The organism is Acinetobacter sp. YH12201 (assembly GCF_013418145.1).
In the GTDB taxonomy this organism is placed as follows: Bacteria; Pseudomonadota; Gammaproteobacteria; order Pseudomonadales; family Moraxellaceae; genus Acinetobacter.
Genome location: NZ_VPCP01000002.1, coordinates 1 through 17,157 on the forward strand (window position 1 = coordinate 1; position 17,157 = coordinate 17,157).

The 17,157-nt window shown below is 42.1% G+C and carries 14 protein-coding genes and 2 pseudogenes; 4 read left to right on the forward strand and 12 right to left on the reverse strand.

Annotated features, from left to right (window positions below; translation table 11 throughout):
• The 5 genes and pseudogenes from FTU91_RS00570 to FTU91_RS00590 all read right to left on the reverse strand — a co-directional run.
• Positions 1-156 (reverse strand): helix-turn-helix domain-containing protein (locus tag FTU91_RS00570; protein ID WP_180080239.1); only part of this gene is annotated, 156 nt, incomplete at its 3' end.
• 87 nt (positions 157-243) lie between these two features.
• Positions 244-888, reverse strand: a pseudogene (locus FTU91_RS00575) (peptidase); the annotation flags it as partial.
• A 27-nt stretch (positions 889-915) separates the two neighbouring features.
• Positions 916-1,695, reverse strand: a complete 780-nt coding sequence (locus FTU91_RS00580) for a transglutaminase family protein (protein WP_180042980.1) — start codon at positions 1,693-1,695, stop codon at positions 916-918.
• The gene (locus FTU91_RS00585) at positions 1,692-2,294 is read right to left on the reverse strand and encodes an alpha-E domain-containing protein (protein WP_180042979.1); all 603 of its coding nucleotides are present in this window, start codon (positions 2,292-2,294) and stop codon (positions 1,692-1,694) included. The genes FTU91_RS00580 and FTU91_RS00585 overlap by 4 nt, the downstream gene beginning before the upstream one ends.
• A gap of 24 nt (positions 2,295-2,318) precedes the next feature.
• A complete protein-coding gene (locus tag FTU91_RS00590; RefSeq protein WP_166168961.1) occupies positions 2,319-3,878 on the reverse strand; it encodes a circularly permuted type 2 ATP-grasp protein in 1,560 nt (519 codons plus the stop codon).
• Between the two features lie 234 nt (positions 3,879-4,112).
• On the opposite strand from FTU91_RS00590, the gene FTU91_RS00595 reads away from it, so the two are divergent.
• Positions 4,113-5,114, forward strand: coding sequence for a YafY family protein (locus FTU91_RS00595; protein ID WP_180080245.1), 1,002 nt, complete (start codon positions 4,113-4,115; stop codon positions 5,112-5,114).
• Between the two features lie 530 nt (positions 5,115-5,644).
• Positions 5,645-7,315, forward strand: a complete 1,671-nt coding sequence (locus tag FTU91_RS00600; RefSeq protein WP_180080248.1) for an FMN-binding glutamate synthase family protein — start codon at positions 5,645-5,647, stop codon at positions 7,313-7,315.
• Positions 7,316-7,396: 81 nt separating this feature from the next.
• On the opposite strand, the gene FTU91_RS00605 is transcribed toward FTU91_RS00600, so the two are convergent.
• From FTU91_RS00605 to FTU91_RS00620, 4 genes are read right to left on the reverse strand one after another with little or no spacing between them, the layout of a single operon-like run.
• Entirely contained in the window at positions 7,397-8,440 is a 1,044-nt protein-coding gene (locus tag FTU91_RS00605) for an alpha/beta hydrolase (RefSeq protein ID WP_180080252.1), read from the reverse strand.
• Positions 8,440-9,567, reverse strand: a complete 1,128-nt coding sequence (locus FTU91_RS00610; protein ID WP_180080255.1) for an ElyC/SanA/YdcF family protein — start codon at positions 9,565-9,567, stop codon at positions 8,440-8,442. The genes FTU91_RS00605 and FTU91_RS00610 overlap by 1 nt, the downstream gene beginning before the upstream one ends.
• A gap of 6 nt (positions 9,568-9,573) precedes the next feature.
• Positions 9,574-10,608 (reverse strand): UDP-N-acetylmuramate dehydrogenase, encoded by a 1,035-nt coding sequence (gene murB / locus FTU91_RS00615; RefSeq protein ID WP_180080258.1) that lies wholly within the window; start codon positions 10,606-10,608, stop codon positions 9,574-9,576.
• 12 nt (positions 10,609-10,620) lie between these two features.
• Positions 10,621-11,145, reverse strand: coding sequence for a low molecular weight protein-tyrosine-phosphatase (locus FTU91_RS00620; protein ID WP_180080261.1), 525 nt, complete (start codon positions 11,143-11,145; stop codon positions 10,621-10,623).
• A 116-nt stretch (positions 11,146-11,261) separates the two neighbouring features.
• Here FTU91_RS00620 and FTU91_RS00625 point away from each other — a divergent pair, with 116 nt between their 5' ends.
• Positions 11,262-12,422: an iron-containing alcohol dehydrogenase gene (locus FTU91_RS00625; protein ID WP_180080265.1), complete on the forward strand. Its 1,161-nt coding sequence runs from the start codon at positions 11,262-11,264 to the stop codon at positions 12,420-12,422.
• A 165-nt stretch (positions 12,423-12,587) separates the two neighbouring features.
• Entirely contained in the window at positions 12,588-13,025 is a 438-nt protein-coding gene (locus FTU91_RS00630) for a thioesterase family protein (RefSeq protein ID WP_180042992.1), read from the forward strand.
• A gap of 2 nt (positions 13,026-13,027) precedes the next feature.
• Here FTU91_RS00630 and dnaX read toward each other — a convergent pair whose 3' ends face one another.
• The 3 genes and pseudogenes from dnaX to FTU91_RS00645 form a co-directional block, all read right to left on the reverse strand.
• Positions 13,028-15,160 (reverse strand): DNA polymerase III subunit gamma/tau, encoded by a 2,133-nt coding sequence (gene dnaX, locus FTU91_RS00635; protein WP_180080267.1) that lies wholly within the window; start codon positions 15,158-15,160, stop codon positions 13,028-13,030.
• Between the two features lie 134 nt (positions 15,161-15,294).
• Positions 15,295-15,744 (reverse strand): copper resistance protein NlpE N-terminal domain-containing protein, encoded by a 450-nt coding sequence (locus FTU91_RS00640; protein WP_180080270.1) that lies wholly within the window; start codon positions 15,742-15,744, stop codon positions 15,295-15,297.
• A 76-nt stretch (positions 15,745-15,820) separates the two neighbouring features.
• Positions 15,821-17,084, reverse strand: a pseudogene (locus tag FTU91_RS00645) (serine hydrolase domain-containing protein).
• Between the last annotated feature and the right edge of the window lie 73 nt (positions 17,085-17,157).

Here is a 17,157-nt window from a genome sequence, read left to right on the forward strand (position 1 = left end):
TACAAGATTTGTATTCAATCCATGTTGCAAAGCGACTGAAGCAATTGAAACGTCCGGTGCTTTACAAGCCTGAACGATCTGCTGTTTAAATTCAGCACTGTATGTTCTTCGTTTTTTCGCAAGAGATACGATGGATGTCTGATTATTTGTAGTCATAAATTTAAGTCCCCACTTGTTTCTAAGTGGGGACTAAATTAAGGCTTATAGGATGAATTCAGAAGGTGTGTTCAGCGGACGCTTACCTTCTTCATAAATTCGTTTGCCATTCGGAATATGCAAAGAATCTTTTCTATACACGACCGTATCAAGTGGCATCCCTACAGAAACATTGGAACGCAAGGTAGAATCAAAAGAGATTAAACAACAGCGTACGGCTTCATCTAAAGGCATTTCATAAATTAAAGCCCGGTCGAGTATGGGCTTGCCATATTTACTTTCACCAATCTGAAAATACGGAGTATCTTCTGTGGCACAAATAAAATTGCCTTGCGGGTAAATATTATACAGTTGCATTTCTGACCCTTGAATCTGCCCGCCCAGCAAAATGCTGCAGTAATAATTACTTTGTTCATGCGTGTGAGCATCTTCAACCACATCGGCAATCACTTTTTTCAAGGTATGGCCCACCAGTTCCGCCATCTCAAACATGGTGTTGACACTATATAAGTTCGGTTCCTGTTTAAGTTCCAGATGGTTGTTTAAGTGACCAATCACTGCTTGAGTTGTGGCTAAATTCCCTGATGTTTGGATGGTTAAAAACCGTTCTCCTTCCACACCAAAGATATAGAGCTTGCGAAATACCGAGATGTGATCAACTCCGGCATTGGTACGGGTATCACTTACAAAAACCAAGCCGTCTTTTAACCGTAGCGCACAACAATAAGTCATTAGAAACTCCTTATGACTTTAAAATTTTCAGCAAGCGAGCACTTGAACAATAGAGCTCATGGATTCAATACCTCCACGCTCTCGTATCCCTCGCACTGGCGCAACATCCCAGTAATCCCGGCCTATGGCGACATATATATGTGCATTAGGCGTAAATAACTGGTTGCTGGTATCAAAACAATACCACGTATTTTCAAAAAAAACCTCTGCCCAAGCATGACTGGCAAGATGAGAGGTATAGGGTACAAATAAATAACCTGATACATAACGTGCCGGCAAGCCTAAATATTTACACATGGCAATAAAGACATGGCTGTGATCCTGACATACCCCCTGTCGGCATTGAAAAGCCTCGATTGCAGAGGTATGGACCGAAGTTTGCTCAGGTGTATAGGGAATATAATTCAAGATGGCTTCAGACAGCACAATCAAGTTAGCCCGATTAATGCGAGGAACATAGCAATCTGCAAAACTTTTCATGTCGGCATTGCACAGCGTACTTGTGGTAGGCTGCAAAAATAATTGCGGATTGATGTGTGTATCAATTCCAAATTGCGTCGTAGGATTAATCTCGACAATGCCCTGTGCCATGATGGTCATCTGGCTGTAAGGCTGTCGCTGCGAACTGGTAATCCAGATATTGTTAAAAGCATCACTTTTAATTTCTTTTAACCCCGGCACGCTGACATCCCAACAATGTACCTGCTGATGAGCATTGCTGCCTGGCGTCATTTTAATATACTGAATGCTGTTACAGGCATGATCACTATATTGATAATGCGTTTGGTGATTGATCATCAACTTCATACATCCACCTCAAACAGCTGTTGAATATGATCACTAAAGTGATAAAAATTCATACTATCCGGGTTTAATTTAAGCTGCTGCCAGGCAGCATCCAGCTTATCCCAGCCAATCTGAGCCAGCAGATCAACAATTTTATCAATATTGTCTAAAGTTGTGTTTTGTTCCTGTTTTAGACGAATTTGTCTGTCCAACTGCTCAATATTCTGTCCCAAACTAAAAAACAGAAACACATCTGCCGATTCAGCCTCTATCACATCATGGCAATCTGCTGCCACGTCACATATATAGCTCGCATTCGCATGAGCATTTTTAATTAGCTGATTCAGCTCTGCATAAGTCTTGGCTGAAAGTATGCCACGCAAGTCCTGTATGTTGTCTTTGGCATATTGAAATTGTTGATGAAAAGACGACGGCTGTTCAGCATCCAGCAATAATGCATTGAGTGAACTCGCATCAAAAGCCGGCAAGCAAAAAGCATGGGCATATTGCAATGCCTCCTGATCTTCCACAAACGGAAACTGGCTACAGGTATATTGAATCCGGGTTAAATAACGACCTAACCAAAAAATGTGCTGAGCATTACTATTTAATAAAATCATGATTTCCTTCCCATGGTTAAAGGTCTATGAATGCAGATTATCGACAACCCAGGTGTCTTTAATGCCACCACCTTGTGAAGAATTCACCACTAGCGACCCTGCCTGCATGGCTACCCGTGTCAAGCCACCCGGTACAATCTCGGTTCGATATGGTGAGCTAAGGACGAATGGGCGCAAATCGATATGACGCTCTGCCACGCCAAAATCGGTTAAAGTCGGGCAAACCGATAAATCTAGCGTCGGCTGCGCAATATACAAATGCGGTGCCGCACTAATTTTGTCTCTAAAAGATTCAATCTGGCTGTTTGAGGCATGTGGGCCAATCAACATTCCATAACCGCCTGAACCCTGTGCTTCTTTCACCACCAGTTGTTCCAGATTGGCTAAGACATATTCCAGATCTTCACTTTCCCGACACAGATAAGTCGGTACATTTTTTAAAATGGCCTGCTCGCCCAGATAAAAATGGATCATTTTATCCACGTACGGATAGATCGATTTATCATCAGCCACTCCGGTACCCGGCGCGTTGGCAATCACCACATTGTGATTTAAATAAGCTGACATTAAGCCAGGCACACCCAAGGTGCTATCCGGCAAAAAGCATAAAGGATCGAGATATGCATCATCGACTCGCCGATAAATTACATCAACCCGCTGTCTGCCACGAATCGTTTTGACATAAACCTTATCGTTCTCTACAAAAAGGTCACGTGATGTCACTAAAGGCACATCCATTTCCCTTGCCAAAAAGGAATGTTCATAATATGCGCTGTTATAACGACCCGGAGTCAAGACCACAATAAAAGGCTTATCTACATAGGCATTTTCAACAAGGATCTCTTTGAGTAACTGAGGATATTGTTCAATACCCAAAACGTTATTTTGCTGGAACAGCTGTGGCATTATTTTTTGGCTAATTTTCCGGCTTTCCAGCATATAAGACACACCGGATGGCGTTCTTAAATTATCTTCCAGTACATAAAATTCACCATGACGGTCACGGATAATATCGATCCCACTGATTTGACTGTAAATTTTTCCTTTTAGGTCATGTGCATACATATGTGGCTGATAGGCTTCATGAGCTAACACCTGCAACTCAGGCACAATATTGGCTTTCAAAATGTCCTGTTGATGATAAATATCGTGTAAAAATAAATTCAGCGCGCGCACTCTTTGTGCACAGCCAAGTGACACCTTGTTCCATTGTTTTTTCTCAATGACACGCGGAATCAGATCATAGGGAATGGTTCGTTCAATTCCTTCAGATTCGCCATAGACAGTAAAAGTAATACCATCATATAAAAAATGCTCCTTGGCGGTCTGGTTAAGCGACTTTAACTCTTCCAGAGTATGCTGTGATAACCAATGTTCTATCTTTTGGCAGGTTTCCCCAGACATGGCTCGATCATCAACCAGCTCATTAAAGAAATGTGATTTGAACTGTTGAAATAATGCATTTACCTTATTTTGTGGCTTTACTTGATTTACCGTAGTCACGCTACTATTAGTCCCGATATCACTGTGAGCAAAATTTTCTAATAAAGAAATTGAATTTGTATCTTGATTCTCTTTAAGCATACAAACCTCGTCATTGTTTTCTATTGTGATTAGACTCTAGCAACAAACATGCCAATCATTCTTTAAGTTATTGAGCTATGATGATTTTATGCATTCAACGGCATTTTTTGCATAAATCTGGAGCAAAATATGCAGAGTTACAGACACCCATGCTTGCGAAAATAATTCAGTTTTTTTATTGTGTTCATCATTTAATGGATATATAAACACTCTACTGGTTCTTTAATTTTAGTTATGTCTTCACAAGAAAAAGAAACGTCAAATAGCCTGTATCGTCAGTGGCAAATTTTATCTCGTCTTTCTACCGGGAAATGGATGGGCACCCGTGAATTACAGGAAATTTTACAGCGTGAAGGCATTGATATCAGCCTGCGTACCATTCAACGTGATTTAAATCAAATCTCGCTACGTTTTCCGATTGAAAGCAGTAAAACCGTGCCTCAAGGCTGGCGCTGGCGTTCAGATGCGCCTATTCAAAGTTTGCCGCATATGACCAGCTCGCAAGCAGTCACCTTTATGATGGTCGAAGAACATTTAAAACACCTGTTGCCGCCTAGCCTGATTGAAGAGATGAATCCATGGTTTGATCTGGCACGTCGCAGCTTGTCGACCCAAAACAATGTACGCCAATGGATTAACCGTGTGCGTATTGTCCCGGGGACTCAACCGCTGATTCCCCCTGTCGTCGACAAACTGGCACAACAGTCCATTTATGAAGGCTTGCTGCAAGACAAACAGCTGGAATGTGTTTACCAGGGACGCAGCCATTCTGGCGAAGAAAAAACCTATATTTTAAATCCCTTAGCGTTGGTACAAAAAGGTGCGATTATTTATTTGATTTGTACCCGCCATGATAAAACCGATATTCAGACCTTTGCCCTGCATCGTTTTAAATCGGCTGTAGTGCTAAATTCGCGCGCGATGCATCCGGTTAACTTTGATATTGATGCCTATATTGAATCCGGTGCCTTAGGCTTTAGGGTCGACTATAACAAACCGACCCAAAATGTGACATTAAAACTGACCATGACAGAAGAAGATGCACATTACTTTGATGAAAGCCAGCTCAGCACGGACCAGGTAATTGAAAAATTAGAGAATGGTTTGGCCCAAGTCACTGCAACCGTGCCTTTCACTTCACAATTGGCATGGTGGTTAAGGAGTTTTGGCAACAAGATTCAGCACATCGAGCCAATTGATGTTTCAAATGCAGTTCGTCAAATCGCGGATGAATAAAAGCACTGAAATAAACAATAAAAAAAGTCCCAATCTTTGGGACTATAAAATATTTCTGCTTGGATCTATTTTTAGTATTGTCTGGTAGGCCTCTAGAACATCAAGCTTTATTTTCTCACCCCGACATAAAGCTTGATGGTGACGGATTTTACACGTGGAGAAAAACCTATTGTGCTTTAGCACGCCAGTTCTCCACTGTTATAGCGAATGGATTTCATCGTCATATAAATTACCTCTGTGGCTTAGATAAAACCAATGTAATTCAAACTCTCCGCTTTGTGAAAGCATAAGATCAGCAGTGTTAATCTGATTATTGATTAAGCATTTATTCTGAATTTCTATTTCCCTATGTTTATATACTCTTCTGTAGTGTTCAGTCCGACTTTTATTAAATTCAATAATGCCTGTACTCAACCTTAACAGCTGAGATTTACTCTTATTTCCCCTTAACGGTTTTACAAATCAGAACTTGTACAGTGTATATAAACTAGGCAAATTCATATTATGAACCATTTGATGGAAACATGAAAATGCCAGTTCCAGCCCAAGCCGTCAGACATAGACTTTTAAATACTTTTTTCTCACGATACTCGGTTTGGTTTAGCTGTATTTTTATTACTTTAACGATTAGCTGGTTTCGAATTATCTATGAGCCTCAATCTATTCATTATTTTCTTTCCGATCCCTTTCTGAATTCTTTATGGCTGATTACAGGAATCCTGACCCTTGTTGGCGTATATGATATCTTGCAAAATCAGCATTCAATCCTGAAAAATTATCCCATCATTGGACATTTTCGCTTTATTTTTGAAGAGTTTCGTCCTGAAATCCGGCAATATTTTATTGAAGACGATCAGGATGCCCTGCCATTTTCACGGATGCAACGCAGTCTGGTTTATCAACGTGCCAAGAATAAAAATGCCGATAAACCGTTTGGTTCCCTGATTGATGTCTATCAGCAAGATTATCGCTTTATCACCCATTCCATTACGCCATGCAAACCTGCCGATCCTGAAAGCTTCCGTATTCAAATCGGCAATGATCAATGTCGACAGCCCTATAGCGCCTCCATTATGAATATCTCGGCTCTGAGTTTTGGCAGCCTGAGCGCCAATGCGATTCGGGCGTTGAATCTGGGGGCGAAAATGGGAAATTTTTACCATGATACCGGTGAAGGCAGTATCAGTCCTTACCATCTGGAAAATGGCGGAGATATTGTCTGGGAACTCGGCAGTGCCTACTTTGGCTGCCGTACTCTGGAGGGTCAGTTCGATCCGGAAAAATTTACCAAGCAAGCACGATTACCGCAAATCAAGATGATAGAAATCAAGCTGTCTCAAGGGGCAAAACCGGGTCATGGAGGAATTTTGCCTAAAAGCAAAATTTCAGAAGAAATTGCCCAGATACGCGGAGTGAGTCGGGAACATGATTGCGTATCTCCAGCACAACATTCTACATTTAGCACTCCGATTGAAATGATGCATTTTATACAGCAACTGCGTGAACTGTCTGGCGGTAAACCGGTGGGCTTTAAACTCTGTATTGGCCAGCCTTGGCAATTCATGAGTATCGTCAAAGCCATGCTTGAAACTCAAATTGTGCCGGACTTTATTGTGGTAGATGGCTCTGAAGGTGGTAGTGGTGCTGCCCCGATTGAACTGATTGACCATGTGGGTACGCCTTTACGTGAAGGTTTACTGTTTGTCCATAACACCCTGGTCGGTGCAGGTTTAAGAAATCGAATCAAGATAGGCGCAAGCGGTAAAATTATCAGTGCATTTGACATTGCTAGTACCATGGCAATTGGGGCAGACTGGGTCAATTCAGCACGTGGCTTTATGTTTGCCGTAGGCTGTATTCAGGCGCAAAGTTGTCATACCAACCAATGCCCGGTTGGTGTTACCACCCAGGACCAGGAACGGCAAAAAGCCCTGCATGTTCCCAGCAAGGCAGTTCGTGTTTTGAATTTTCAAAAAAATACCCTGCGTGCCTTATCCGAAATGATTGCAGTCGCAGGCTTAAAACATCCAGCGGATATCAAGCCGCATCATTTAGCCCAGCGCATTAATGACCGGGAAATTAAGAACTATGCCCAGTTACACTTCTGGTTAAAAGAAGGTGAATTACTCAACTGCAAAGCTGAGGATACTGAAAACTTCTATTATCGCATCTGGAATTTAGCCCATGCGGATCGATTTTAATCACGGCACAAATTCAGAGAGACTTATTTAAAAAATAAAGAGGCCCATCTGGCCTCTTTGACGTATTGATGCAATCGAAAATCAATAATAACCAGATGAACTTTGAGCATGTAAAAAAGCTGGAATCAAACCGGTTAAGGCAGCACGAATATCGGCACGTTCATTGATCAACTGATGTGACCCTTCTTCCAGCATCAATAAGGTCTGCAAACGGAACTTGCGACGAATAAACTCGATATTATAACGCCAGTCCACAGTCTGATCCTGCGCTCCCTGTGCCAGCCAGACAGGAATGCGGCAAGCAGGACGCGCTTCCATTTCCTGCATCCATTTTGACATGGCCAGAATCCAGTCCATTCCCATCATACGGGGCTGTAACGGATCTTTTAAACGAACAAAACGCAGAAATTCAGGATTGTGGTTATTGCGTCTAAAATGCCGTGGTACCTGACGCTTAATACGCCGGATAATACCCAGACCGACCGAATTATGCCACCACGCCGTCTTGGCCGGTCGAATCAGGGGTGAAAGCAATAAAACACGGTCTACATAGGGATTTTCACGACGTTGAGCAAATTCCAGCAAATGATGCATCCAGATGGCACCACCCGTACTCTGCCCGATGCCTAACCAAGGTTTCGGCAATTGTTCAGCATTTTTAATGTAGTGATAAACCGCATGCAATACCTGCTGGTAATGGTCAAAATTCTTGATGTTTGCCGGAGAACCATCACTGAGGCCATGACCGGGCAAATCATAAGTAATGACACTAAACCCCTGTTCCAGCAATTCACGAATAATCGGCTGGTAAATTCCGCTATGTTCCAGATAGCCATGCAATAAAAATACCGTACCGCGTATTTTCGGCAAGGCAATTTTTTCCAGATGTGGTTGAAACACCTGTACATGCAATTTAAACAAAGGCATTTGTACATAGCCTTGCCAATGCTCACAATCCAGCAGATGCAAACCATATAACTGGCGATAGGCCTGAATTTCGACTGAAGGCTGATAAAGCTTGTTCAGATTTAATGCTTCAAGTAACTGAGGTGTGGTTTCACGGCTTGGAACGGGTAAATCCAGCTGTTTTAAAATGGCAGGATTTAAGAATGGAATATCGGGCATTAAGGTACCTCTCGGCAATCACTGGAACCAAACCAGATATCACGGATAGTGGCTAACATTTCATAATTGGCACGGCGACTATGATCATAATTCTGTTCACTTGGACGCCACCGGGTCAATTGAGTCGGCATGGGTGCTTCTACGGGTACAGTTTCAATACCATTTAAGGCAAATAAACGACGGGTCCGCGGCATATGATAACGGTCGGTAATCAGAATCACCCGTGGAGCTCCACCTTTTTTCTGCAATAGCAATGAGCTAAAACGCGAATTTTCACAGGTATTCATGCTGCGGTCTTCCAGCAGTTTCGCATCGACATTATATGCTTTTAACCAGCGCTGCATATACGGTGCTTCAACGCCACTCAGCACAATCGGTAAATGGTACTGTTGTTCTATTTCTAAGGTTTTTTCTAAACGCAGACGGGTATATTTGTTTACCACAATATCCTTGCTATTTTTATCCAGTGTCAACCCACCACCCAGGACCACAATCGCATAAGGTTTAGAGCTTTGAGGCTGTGCTTGTTCATTTTGCTCATGAATCAGGGCAATATCCTGATAAATGCTTTCGTCTACCGGTTCTTCAGCGACCTTTTCCGGTTCTATTTCATGCGTGCGCAGAAAATCCAGATATTTTTCCATTAAGGCTTTATTTTCAGTACTGTTCAAATCCAGCAAGTCTTTAACGGTTTGAGTTGGATCTTCTGCTTCAGAGGCAGCTTCGACCGGATTTGCCAGCAGCGGAATTTGCGGTTTGTCCTGTTGTTCTTTTTCCTGGAGTTGTGCATCTTCAATCGTTTGTTGCAAGGCTTTATAACGCGCTTGAATCAATACCAGATCCTGTGAATTATGGCTTTGTATCGCCTCTTCCATCAATTTCAGATAGGCTTGACGGGCAATCCAGACTTTAGAACCAGGTTCCAGATCTTCATGTTCACTTAAAGCTGCCATTTGCTGGCTTTTTGCCGCGACCTGATTCACTTCTACAGGCACAAAACTGTTTAATGCACTCACCACCCAACCAGAATAAAAGGGTGAATAAAGCAAAACCATGAAACAGCCGAACAGTACAAATAGCACTGAAGCAATTTGTACCAGTCGAACCATCCAATGTGATTTCGCCATTGTCTTTTATTCCATATGTGAACGAATTAAGCCTGTTTCATCAAACAAGACTGGTTCTGGTTCTAACAAAATATCAAATTTTTGCTGCACATCGTGTTGTACAGCATGATAGGTGGTCTGAACATCTGCCAGATTGGCCTGATCATAATTGACCAGTACCAAAGCTTGCTTATGGAACATACCCACCACACCCAGTCTTTTACCCTTCCAGCCGGATTGATCGATCAACCAACCTGCTGCAATTTTAACCCCACCTTTGGCCTGAGGGTAATGGGGCAAATTCGGAAATGTCTGTACTAAATGGTCAAAAAGCTGTTCTGAAATAATCGGATTTTTGAAGAAACTTCCCACATTAGGATATTCTTTTGGATCTGGCAATTTGCTTTGACGAATCTGAATAACTTGTTTTTGCAGGTTTTCAGCAGTCTGTTCCTCTCCCACAGCTTGTTTAAGATCCCCATAATTCAACATTAAATGGGCTTGCTTAAGCAACTTAAAAGTCACATGAGTAATCACAAAACGGTTCGGGTCGTCTTTAAAAATACTGTGCCGATAGGAAAAATCACAATCTTGAGCCAGAATGGTGCTGAATTGTTCCAGCTGACGGTCATAAACTTGAACCGACTCGATGAACTCGCCCGCTTCTACTCCATAGGCACCAATATTCTGTACCGGAGATGCACCGACCAAACCTGGAATAAGTGCCAGATTCTGCAGGCCATATAAATGATTTTCTGTAGTCCAGAGTACGAAATCATGCCAGACCTGACCTGCACCCACGCGAATGGTTTTGCTGTAATCATCTTCAGTCACATATTCAATGCCTTGAATATCCATATGAATCACAAGCGCATGGACTTTTTCCGGCAAAAGCATGTTGCTGCCACCGGAGAGAATCAAAACATTTAACTGCTGTTGCTTAGCATAATTTAAAGCATCCACCAATTCAGCTGTGGACTGAACTTTGCAGTAATGCGATGTGGTTGCATCAAGACTTAAGGTATTAAAAGGCTTAAGTTGAATTTGAGTTTGAATATTCATGTGCTTAAACCTTTATTTCACATCGATCTGTTGTTTGAACTGCTGTTTAAAAATGCTGACCCAAGCCAAGCTGCTCGATTCACACTGATCGAGTACACGCTCAAACCCATTTGCTCCGCCATAATAAGGATCTGGCAACGCCTGTTTGGGATAAGTTTGATCGTATTCACTCATCAATGCAATTTTTGCCCGAATCTGGCGGGCCGCATATGCGGTTTGAGTCTGTTTTAAAAGCATTTGAATATTGAATAAATTTTCATGATCCATCGCCAGAATAAGATCAAATTCAAGAAAATCTTGCGCTTTTAACTGGCGCGCCCGTAACGATGATAAATCATAGCCCCGTTTTAAGGCATGTTTCTGGCTACGCTCATCTGGTGCTTTTCCGGGATGGTAATTACTGGTTCCTGCAGAGTCGATCATAATATTCAGTTGCTGTTTATCACAAAAATGTCTAAGAACAACTTCTGCCGTGGGGGAGCGACAAATATTTCCTAAACATACACATAACACCTTATAGGGCGTTTTGGATGACATAACAACCTCAATTACTGCTTTATTTTCAGGTGTCTTATGTTAAGTTATTTACAGGATGAATCCTATAGAACACTAAAACAATAATCTTGATTTTGATATCAAAAAGGAAGCAATAGATGAGCCATTTTCAATTTCAAACCGTCTCGAATATTATTTCAGGACTGGGCTCGATCTATGAGTTAAAGCCATTATTGCAACAACACGCTTGTAAAAAACTGTTGCTGGTCACCGATGCCGGCATCATTCAGCAGCAACTGCATATGCTGATTATTGAAATTTTAGAAACCATTCGACTGCCCTATGCAATTTATTCAAACGTTCAGTCCGATCCTCCTGAACATATTGTATTGGACGCCGTACAATTCGCCAAGAATGAAAAAGCAGACATCATCTTGGGTTTTGGTGGTGGCAGTTCGCTCGATGTCGCGAAAATCATTGCAATACTGGCCCATCCCGAACAGCAGCAAAGCTTGCAAGACTTATACGGGGTTAATAATGCCAAATCACCTCGACTACCTTTGCTTTTAGTCCCGACCACTGCCGGTACAGGTTCCGAAGTCACTCCCATCTCGATTGTCACTACAGCTGAAACCACCAAAACAGGCATCGTTGCTCCAGTTTTATTTGCCGATGTCGCCATTTTAGATGCGACTTTTACCCAAAACTTACCTGCACATATTACCGCGGCAACCGGTATTGATGCGATGGTGCATGCGATTGAAGCCTATACCTCAAAAATCAAAAAGAATCCCTATGCCGACATGTTAGCTAAACAGGCTTTAAGATTACTCAATAAAAATCTAAGTTTAGTCTTAGCAGATGGGCAGAATTTAGAAGCACGTCAAAATATGCTAGTTGGATCAATGCTCGCCGGACAGGCATTTGCCAATGCTCCTGTGGCAGCAATCCATGCACTGGCTTATCCCTTAGGCGGACATTTTCATATTTCACATGGCCATAGCAATGCTCTGGTTTTGACCGAAGTATTAAAATTCAATGCACCAAATGCCAAACAGTACTATGCCGAACTGATGTGCTGGTTGGACCCGAAAAGTACTGGCAGTACAGATGGTTTGTGTGATTTATTTATTGATCATATGCAAAATCACTTAGACCAAAGTGGCCTGATTTTAAAGCTGAAAGATTTAAATGTTCCTGAAAATATGCTGGATCAATTGGCAAGTGATGCGATGCTGCAAACCCGGCTGTTGCAAAATAACCCGCGTGACCTGATTCAACAGGATGCACGGGAAATTTACCAAGCTATTTATGCATAAATTTCTATTTATATTTGTGATAAAAACAGATTTAAGTGATATCAAAATAACCAAATAATGATTTATTACAGGTCATCCCATTTTATTGAGATGATCTATTTTTTCACTTGTATTTTTATGGACTTCACAGTAAAAACAAATGAAATCATCAAAACAACTATGCCAATGAAACAAATACCCAAACATCGTGCCGATTTTTCATACTTTTTACCTATTCAAACCCGCTGGTCGGATAATGATATTTATGGACACGTCAACAATGTGACTTATTACAGTTATTTTGATACAGCTGCCAATGCCTTACTGATTGAAAAGGCCGACTTTGATATTCGCTATTCGCCAGTCATTGGCTTGGTGGTCGATTCGGCATGTAGCTTTTTTCAGGAACTGTCTTATCCTGAAATCATTGAGGTCGGCGTAGCTATTTCGAAACTGGGAAATTCATCCGTACAATATGATTTAGCGATTTTTAAACAGGGTCATGAAGTGGCTTCTGCACAGGGTCATTTCGTACATGTATTTGTAGACCGACAGACACGAAAAAGCACCCCGATTCCAATTAAAATACGGGATGCTTTATATCTATATAATGTGAATGAATAAGCTTATTTGAGCTGGATATTCTGTATTTCACCCTCAAAGTTTTGCAGAAGCTCTTTGACCGCTGGTTCTGCATGCAGTAGCTCTGCCGCACGTGCATAGGCTTTTTCTTTACGCTCACTTTGCATGCTATACGGCGTTGTGGTTTCTACATCTGCATAATGAACCTGAAAATGAGTACTCGACCATTCTGTTTTTAATGCCTGCTCCAAGGCATGCTGCAACTGGGTCAACAGAGCTTCATATTGTTTTGGAATATGGAAGATTGAATCACCATTAATTTGCCCCGTCATCACGCCATGTTGAGCCAATTCTTGGACTGCCGGTGAAAGATCACTGTTACGGAACCAATACTCCCATTTATCCACCGTCCACTCGCCTTCAAGAACTTGAGGCTTTAGTCTTAAAATATCTTGTGGCATCAGTTTCGAGGAAACATCTGACAGATTGCCTTGTACATCTTGATGTGCAGGAACAGCCGGTTCAGCTGCCAAATCAAATAATGAATCTTGTGCTGTTTCTTCTATAGGTTGCTGAACTTGCACCTGAACTTCCGCTGGAGCTTTGACAGGCGTTGATTGATTGGCTGCTAAAGGTACTAAGGGTACTAGTTCATCAAACAGAAAGTCATCACTGCTTGCTTCATCAGCTGTAGTACTTATTGCTTCAGGCTCATCATCAAAGCCAAATAAAGCATCGTCACTCGATGGATCGAAGATAATTTTTTCCGACTGTACTTGAGCTGGATGCAATGAAGAATCTGATGGAGTAGATCGCACTTCAGCTTCTACAGTTTCTTTCTCCAGGAAATCATCCGAACTTGGTTCATCTACAGAAACAGATTGAGCTGTAACTTCATTAAATGAGTCATCATCATACTGAGCATCATCAAAATCATCATATACAGCTGCTGATTCAACAGGTGTGTCCTGTTCTACCATTATATTTTGAGCTGCTTGCTGCTGAACCTCATGTTGAATCGACTGTTGTACTACAGGCTGAACGCTCGGTGTAACAACTTGTTGTACTTGTGATAGCGGAACTTCATTGGGCTGTAATGGACGGAACGCCAATAAGCGCAATACGCACATTTCAAAGCCCTGCTCTTGCGTCACCGCCAGTTGCAGGTCAGCACGGCCTTTACAGGCCACCTGATAATACAATTGCAAATCTTGTGCTGAAATGCGTTGCGACAACTGCATAATCTTTTGATTGATTTCAGCACTGTATTTCAAGCTCAGCTCAGGCAAATACTGCAGTAATGCCAGTTCATGCAGGGTTGAAATCAATTGATCCAGAACCAGTGACACATCCAGCGCCTGTTGTCTAAATTGCATCAGCAATTCACTGACACGGGTTTTCTGGTTCTGATGAATGGCCAAGATCAAATCATAAATGATGGTACGGTCAATCAGACCCAGCATGTCTTTGACATCTTGATGCTGGATTGCGCCCTGACCATAGGCAATGGCCTGATCGGTTAAAGATAAGGCATCACGTAATGACCCCTGGGCAGATTCAGCAATTTGCCAGATGGCATCCTGTTCGGCTTTTATTTCTTCTTTGTTTAAGATACTGGTGAGATGTTCGGTAATTTCATCGACTGCTAGTGGACGCAAAGTAAATTGCAAGCAACGGGAAATAACAGTAATCGGTAATTTTTGTGGATCAGTGGTAGCAAAAAGGAATTTTACATGTTCAGGTGGTTCTTCTAATGTTTTCAGTAAGGCATTAAAGGAATGCGTCGAAAGCATATGCACTTCATCGATCAAGTAAACCTTGAAACGACCTTGCGTAGGCGCATAGGGAACATTATCTAACAATTCACGTGTATCTTCTACTTTGGTACGTGAAGCCGCATCAATCTCGATTAAATCGATAAAACGGCCTTCATTCACCGCTTTACAGGTTGCACACACTTCACAAGGCGTTGAGGTCACGCCAGTTTCGCAGTTCAGACATTTCGCCAAAATACGGGCAATCGTGGTTTTACCTACTCCGCGAGTCCCGGTAAACAAATACGCATGATGCAACCGACCACGTTCCAAGGCACTCGTCAGTGCGCGCGACACATGGTTTTGCCCCACCAATTCATTAAAATTACGTGGACGGTATTTTCGTGCAAGTACTTGATACATGTATGCTCCTTTTTACAGGTCTAAGCATACTGTTTTTTTATAAAATAGTGAAATAAATGGCGGAGGTATGAACAATAAAAATCTTGTATTCTGCCGAAACAAAGACGAAATTTTTATTTATACATTCAATAAAATTAGCTCAGTTTTCCCAAAAGAAAATCACTTTGCATCTGATAGCTTTTACCGCTTTGATCTTCACGAATTTCAAGAACTTTTTCATCTAAATTTACATAGAGTAAATTACGCGTTGCCACATTGATCAGCTCAATTCTTTGCTTTGATTCATCTATAAAACGCAGCTTACCTTTCAAGGTTTCGACTTCACTATGACCACTTAAACTTTCACGGGTTAAGGTATAGGTTTGATCTTCATACAATGCCAAAGTCACAGCCATACCTGGACAATCTTCGCAACGGGATAAACAGCTCATGCACGGTGTTGTACCCTCATATTCTCCTGCCCATGCTGCCAGTTGCTTTTTCGACTCTATAGATGCATTGCCTTGCGTATTCGATTGCTTGGCATCCTGACATCCCAATAATGCAGTACTTGCCAGCAAAGGAATTAACACGACATTTTTCATGAAATATCAACAGCAGCTAGAATCTCAGGCAAAGTAGCATATTTTCCCGTTATTTTCCTCAACAACATGTTGCACATTAAAACCAACCCTTACGACCTGCCAAGATACGATCCGCGCAGCGTAGTGTTTCCTGGGTCAAGCCCCACAGCCGGTAATCGCCTGTGATGGAAGCCGTGGAAAAATTATGGGTATAGGCAAAACTTAAACCACGCTCCGGGTCACACCATGCACCAGAGCCATTAAAGCCCATATGCCCAAACCCTGATGATGATTTGCCTAAAGTTAAAATCCGGTGATAACCCAATCGCCAATGCATCGGTAGTGGCATAATCCGGTCACGTCGGGTGTACTGAATTTGGCTTAACTGTTTAAAGATTTCAGTGCCTATCAACTGCTGCCTTTGCCACTCCCCGCCATTGGCAAGCATGGCATAAATTCGAGCTAGGCTATTGGCACTAAACACACCTGTTGCCGCAGGAATTATAGCTTGTAAACCTTGATCACTAAAAAAGCTGAAATTTTTCATTCCTTTTGGAATCATCGCATCCTGAAAGTCTTGAGGTTTTTGGCCGGATAACTCCAATAATTTATCGAATGGAGATGCTTTGCGTGCCTGTGCAGGTTACTTTAGGTTTGGAATTTTGAAGCTTATCTTTTGAAACTTTTTGTTGAGGAATAATCCTGGCAACTTCAGCCAGTTTTTCCTTCGGCACGCCAAAATAGGCAGCATCTAATTGCAATGGATCAATCAGATAGTGTTGCATCAGTTCTGCCAATGTCTTCCCTGTAGCTTTTTCCAATACCCCGCCCACTTGCCAACCAAAGGTTAAGGGCTGATATGCTGCATCTGTCGCGACTTCAAAACGTGGTTTGGCCTGGGCTATAACAGCAAGCATATGCTGCCAATCCGCCATTTCCGAGGCATCAGCAACAAGATTGCGAATATCATATAAACCGCTTTGATGACTCAGCATATGCCTTAAGGTAATTTGATCTTTACCCTGTTGGGCAAATTCAGGCCAGTAAGTTGCTACTGGAATATCATAATCAACAAAACCTTCACTGACTAAAATATGCGCTAAGGTAGATAAAACCCCTTTCCCGGTGGAATAGCAGAGCGACAAGGTATTTGCTTGCCAGCTTTCGGTTTCAGACTTTTTCCCGGTCCAGATATCAACAACTTTTTGACCCTGAAAATAAATCACCAGAGCAGCGCCACCTAACTCTGTCCGTACATCCTGCATCCGGCTGAACTGTCTGGCAAGGTCGATAAAGCGTTCATCGACGTGACCTTGATAATTTGCCGTATTGGCAAAAAGGTAATCTTTTAGTTGCTGCATCCTTCCATCCCTAGAAATCTGTTTTCCATGAGCTTAAAACAAAAAAGCCTAAATCGACAGTGACTTAGGCTTT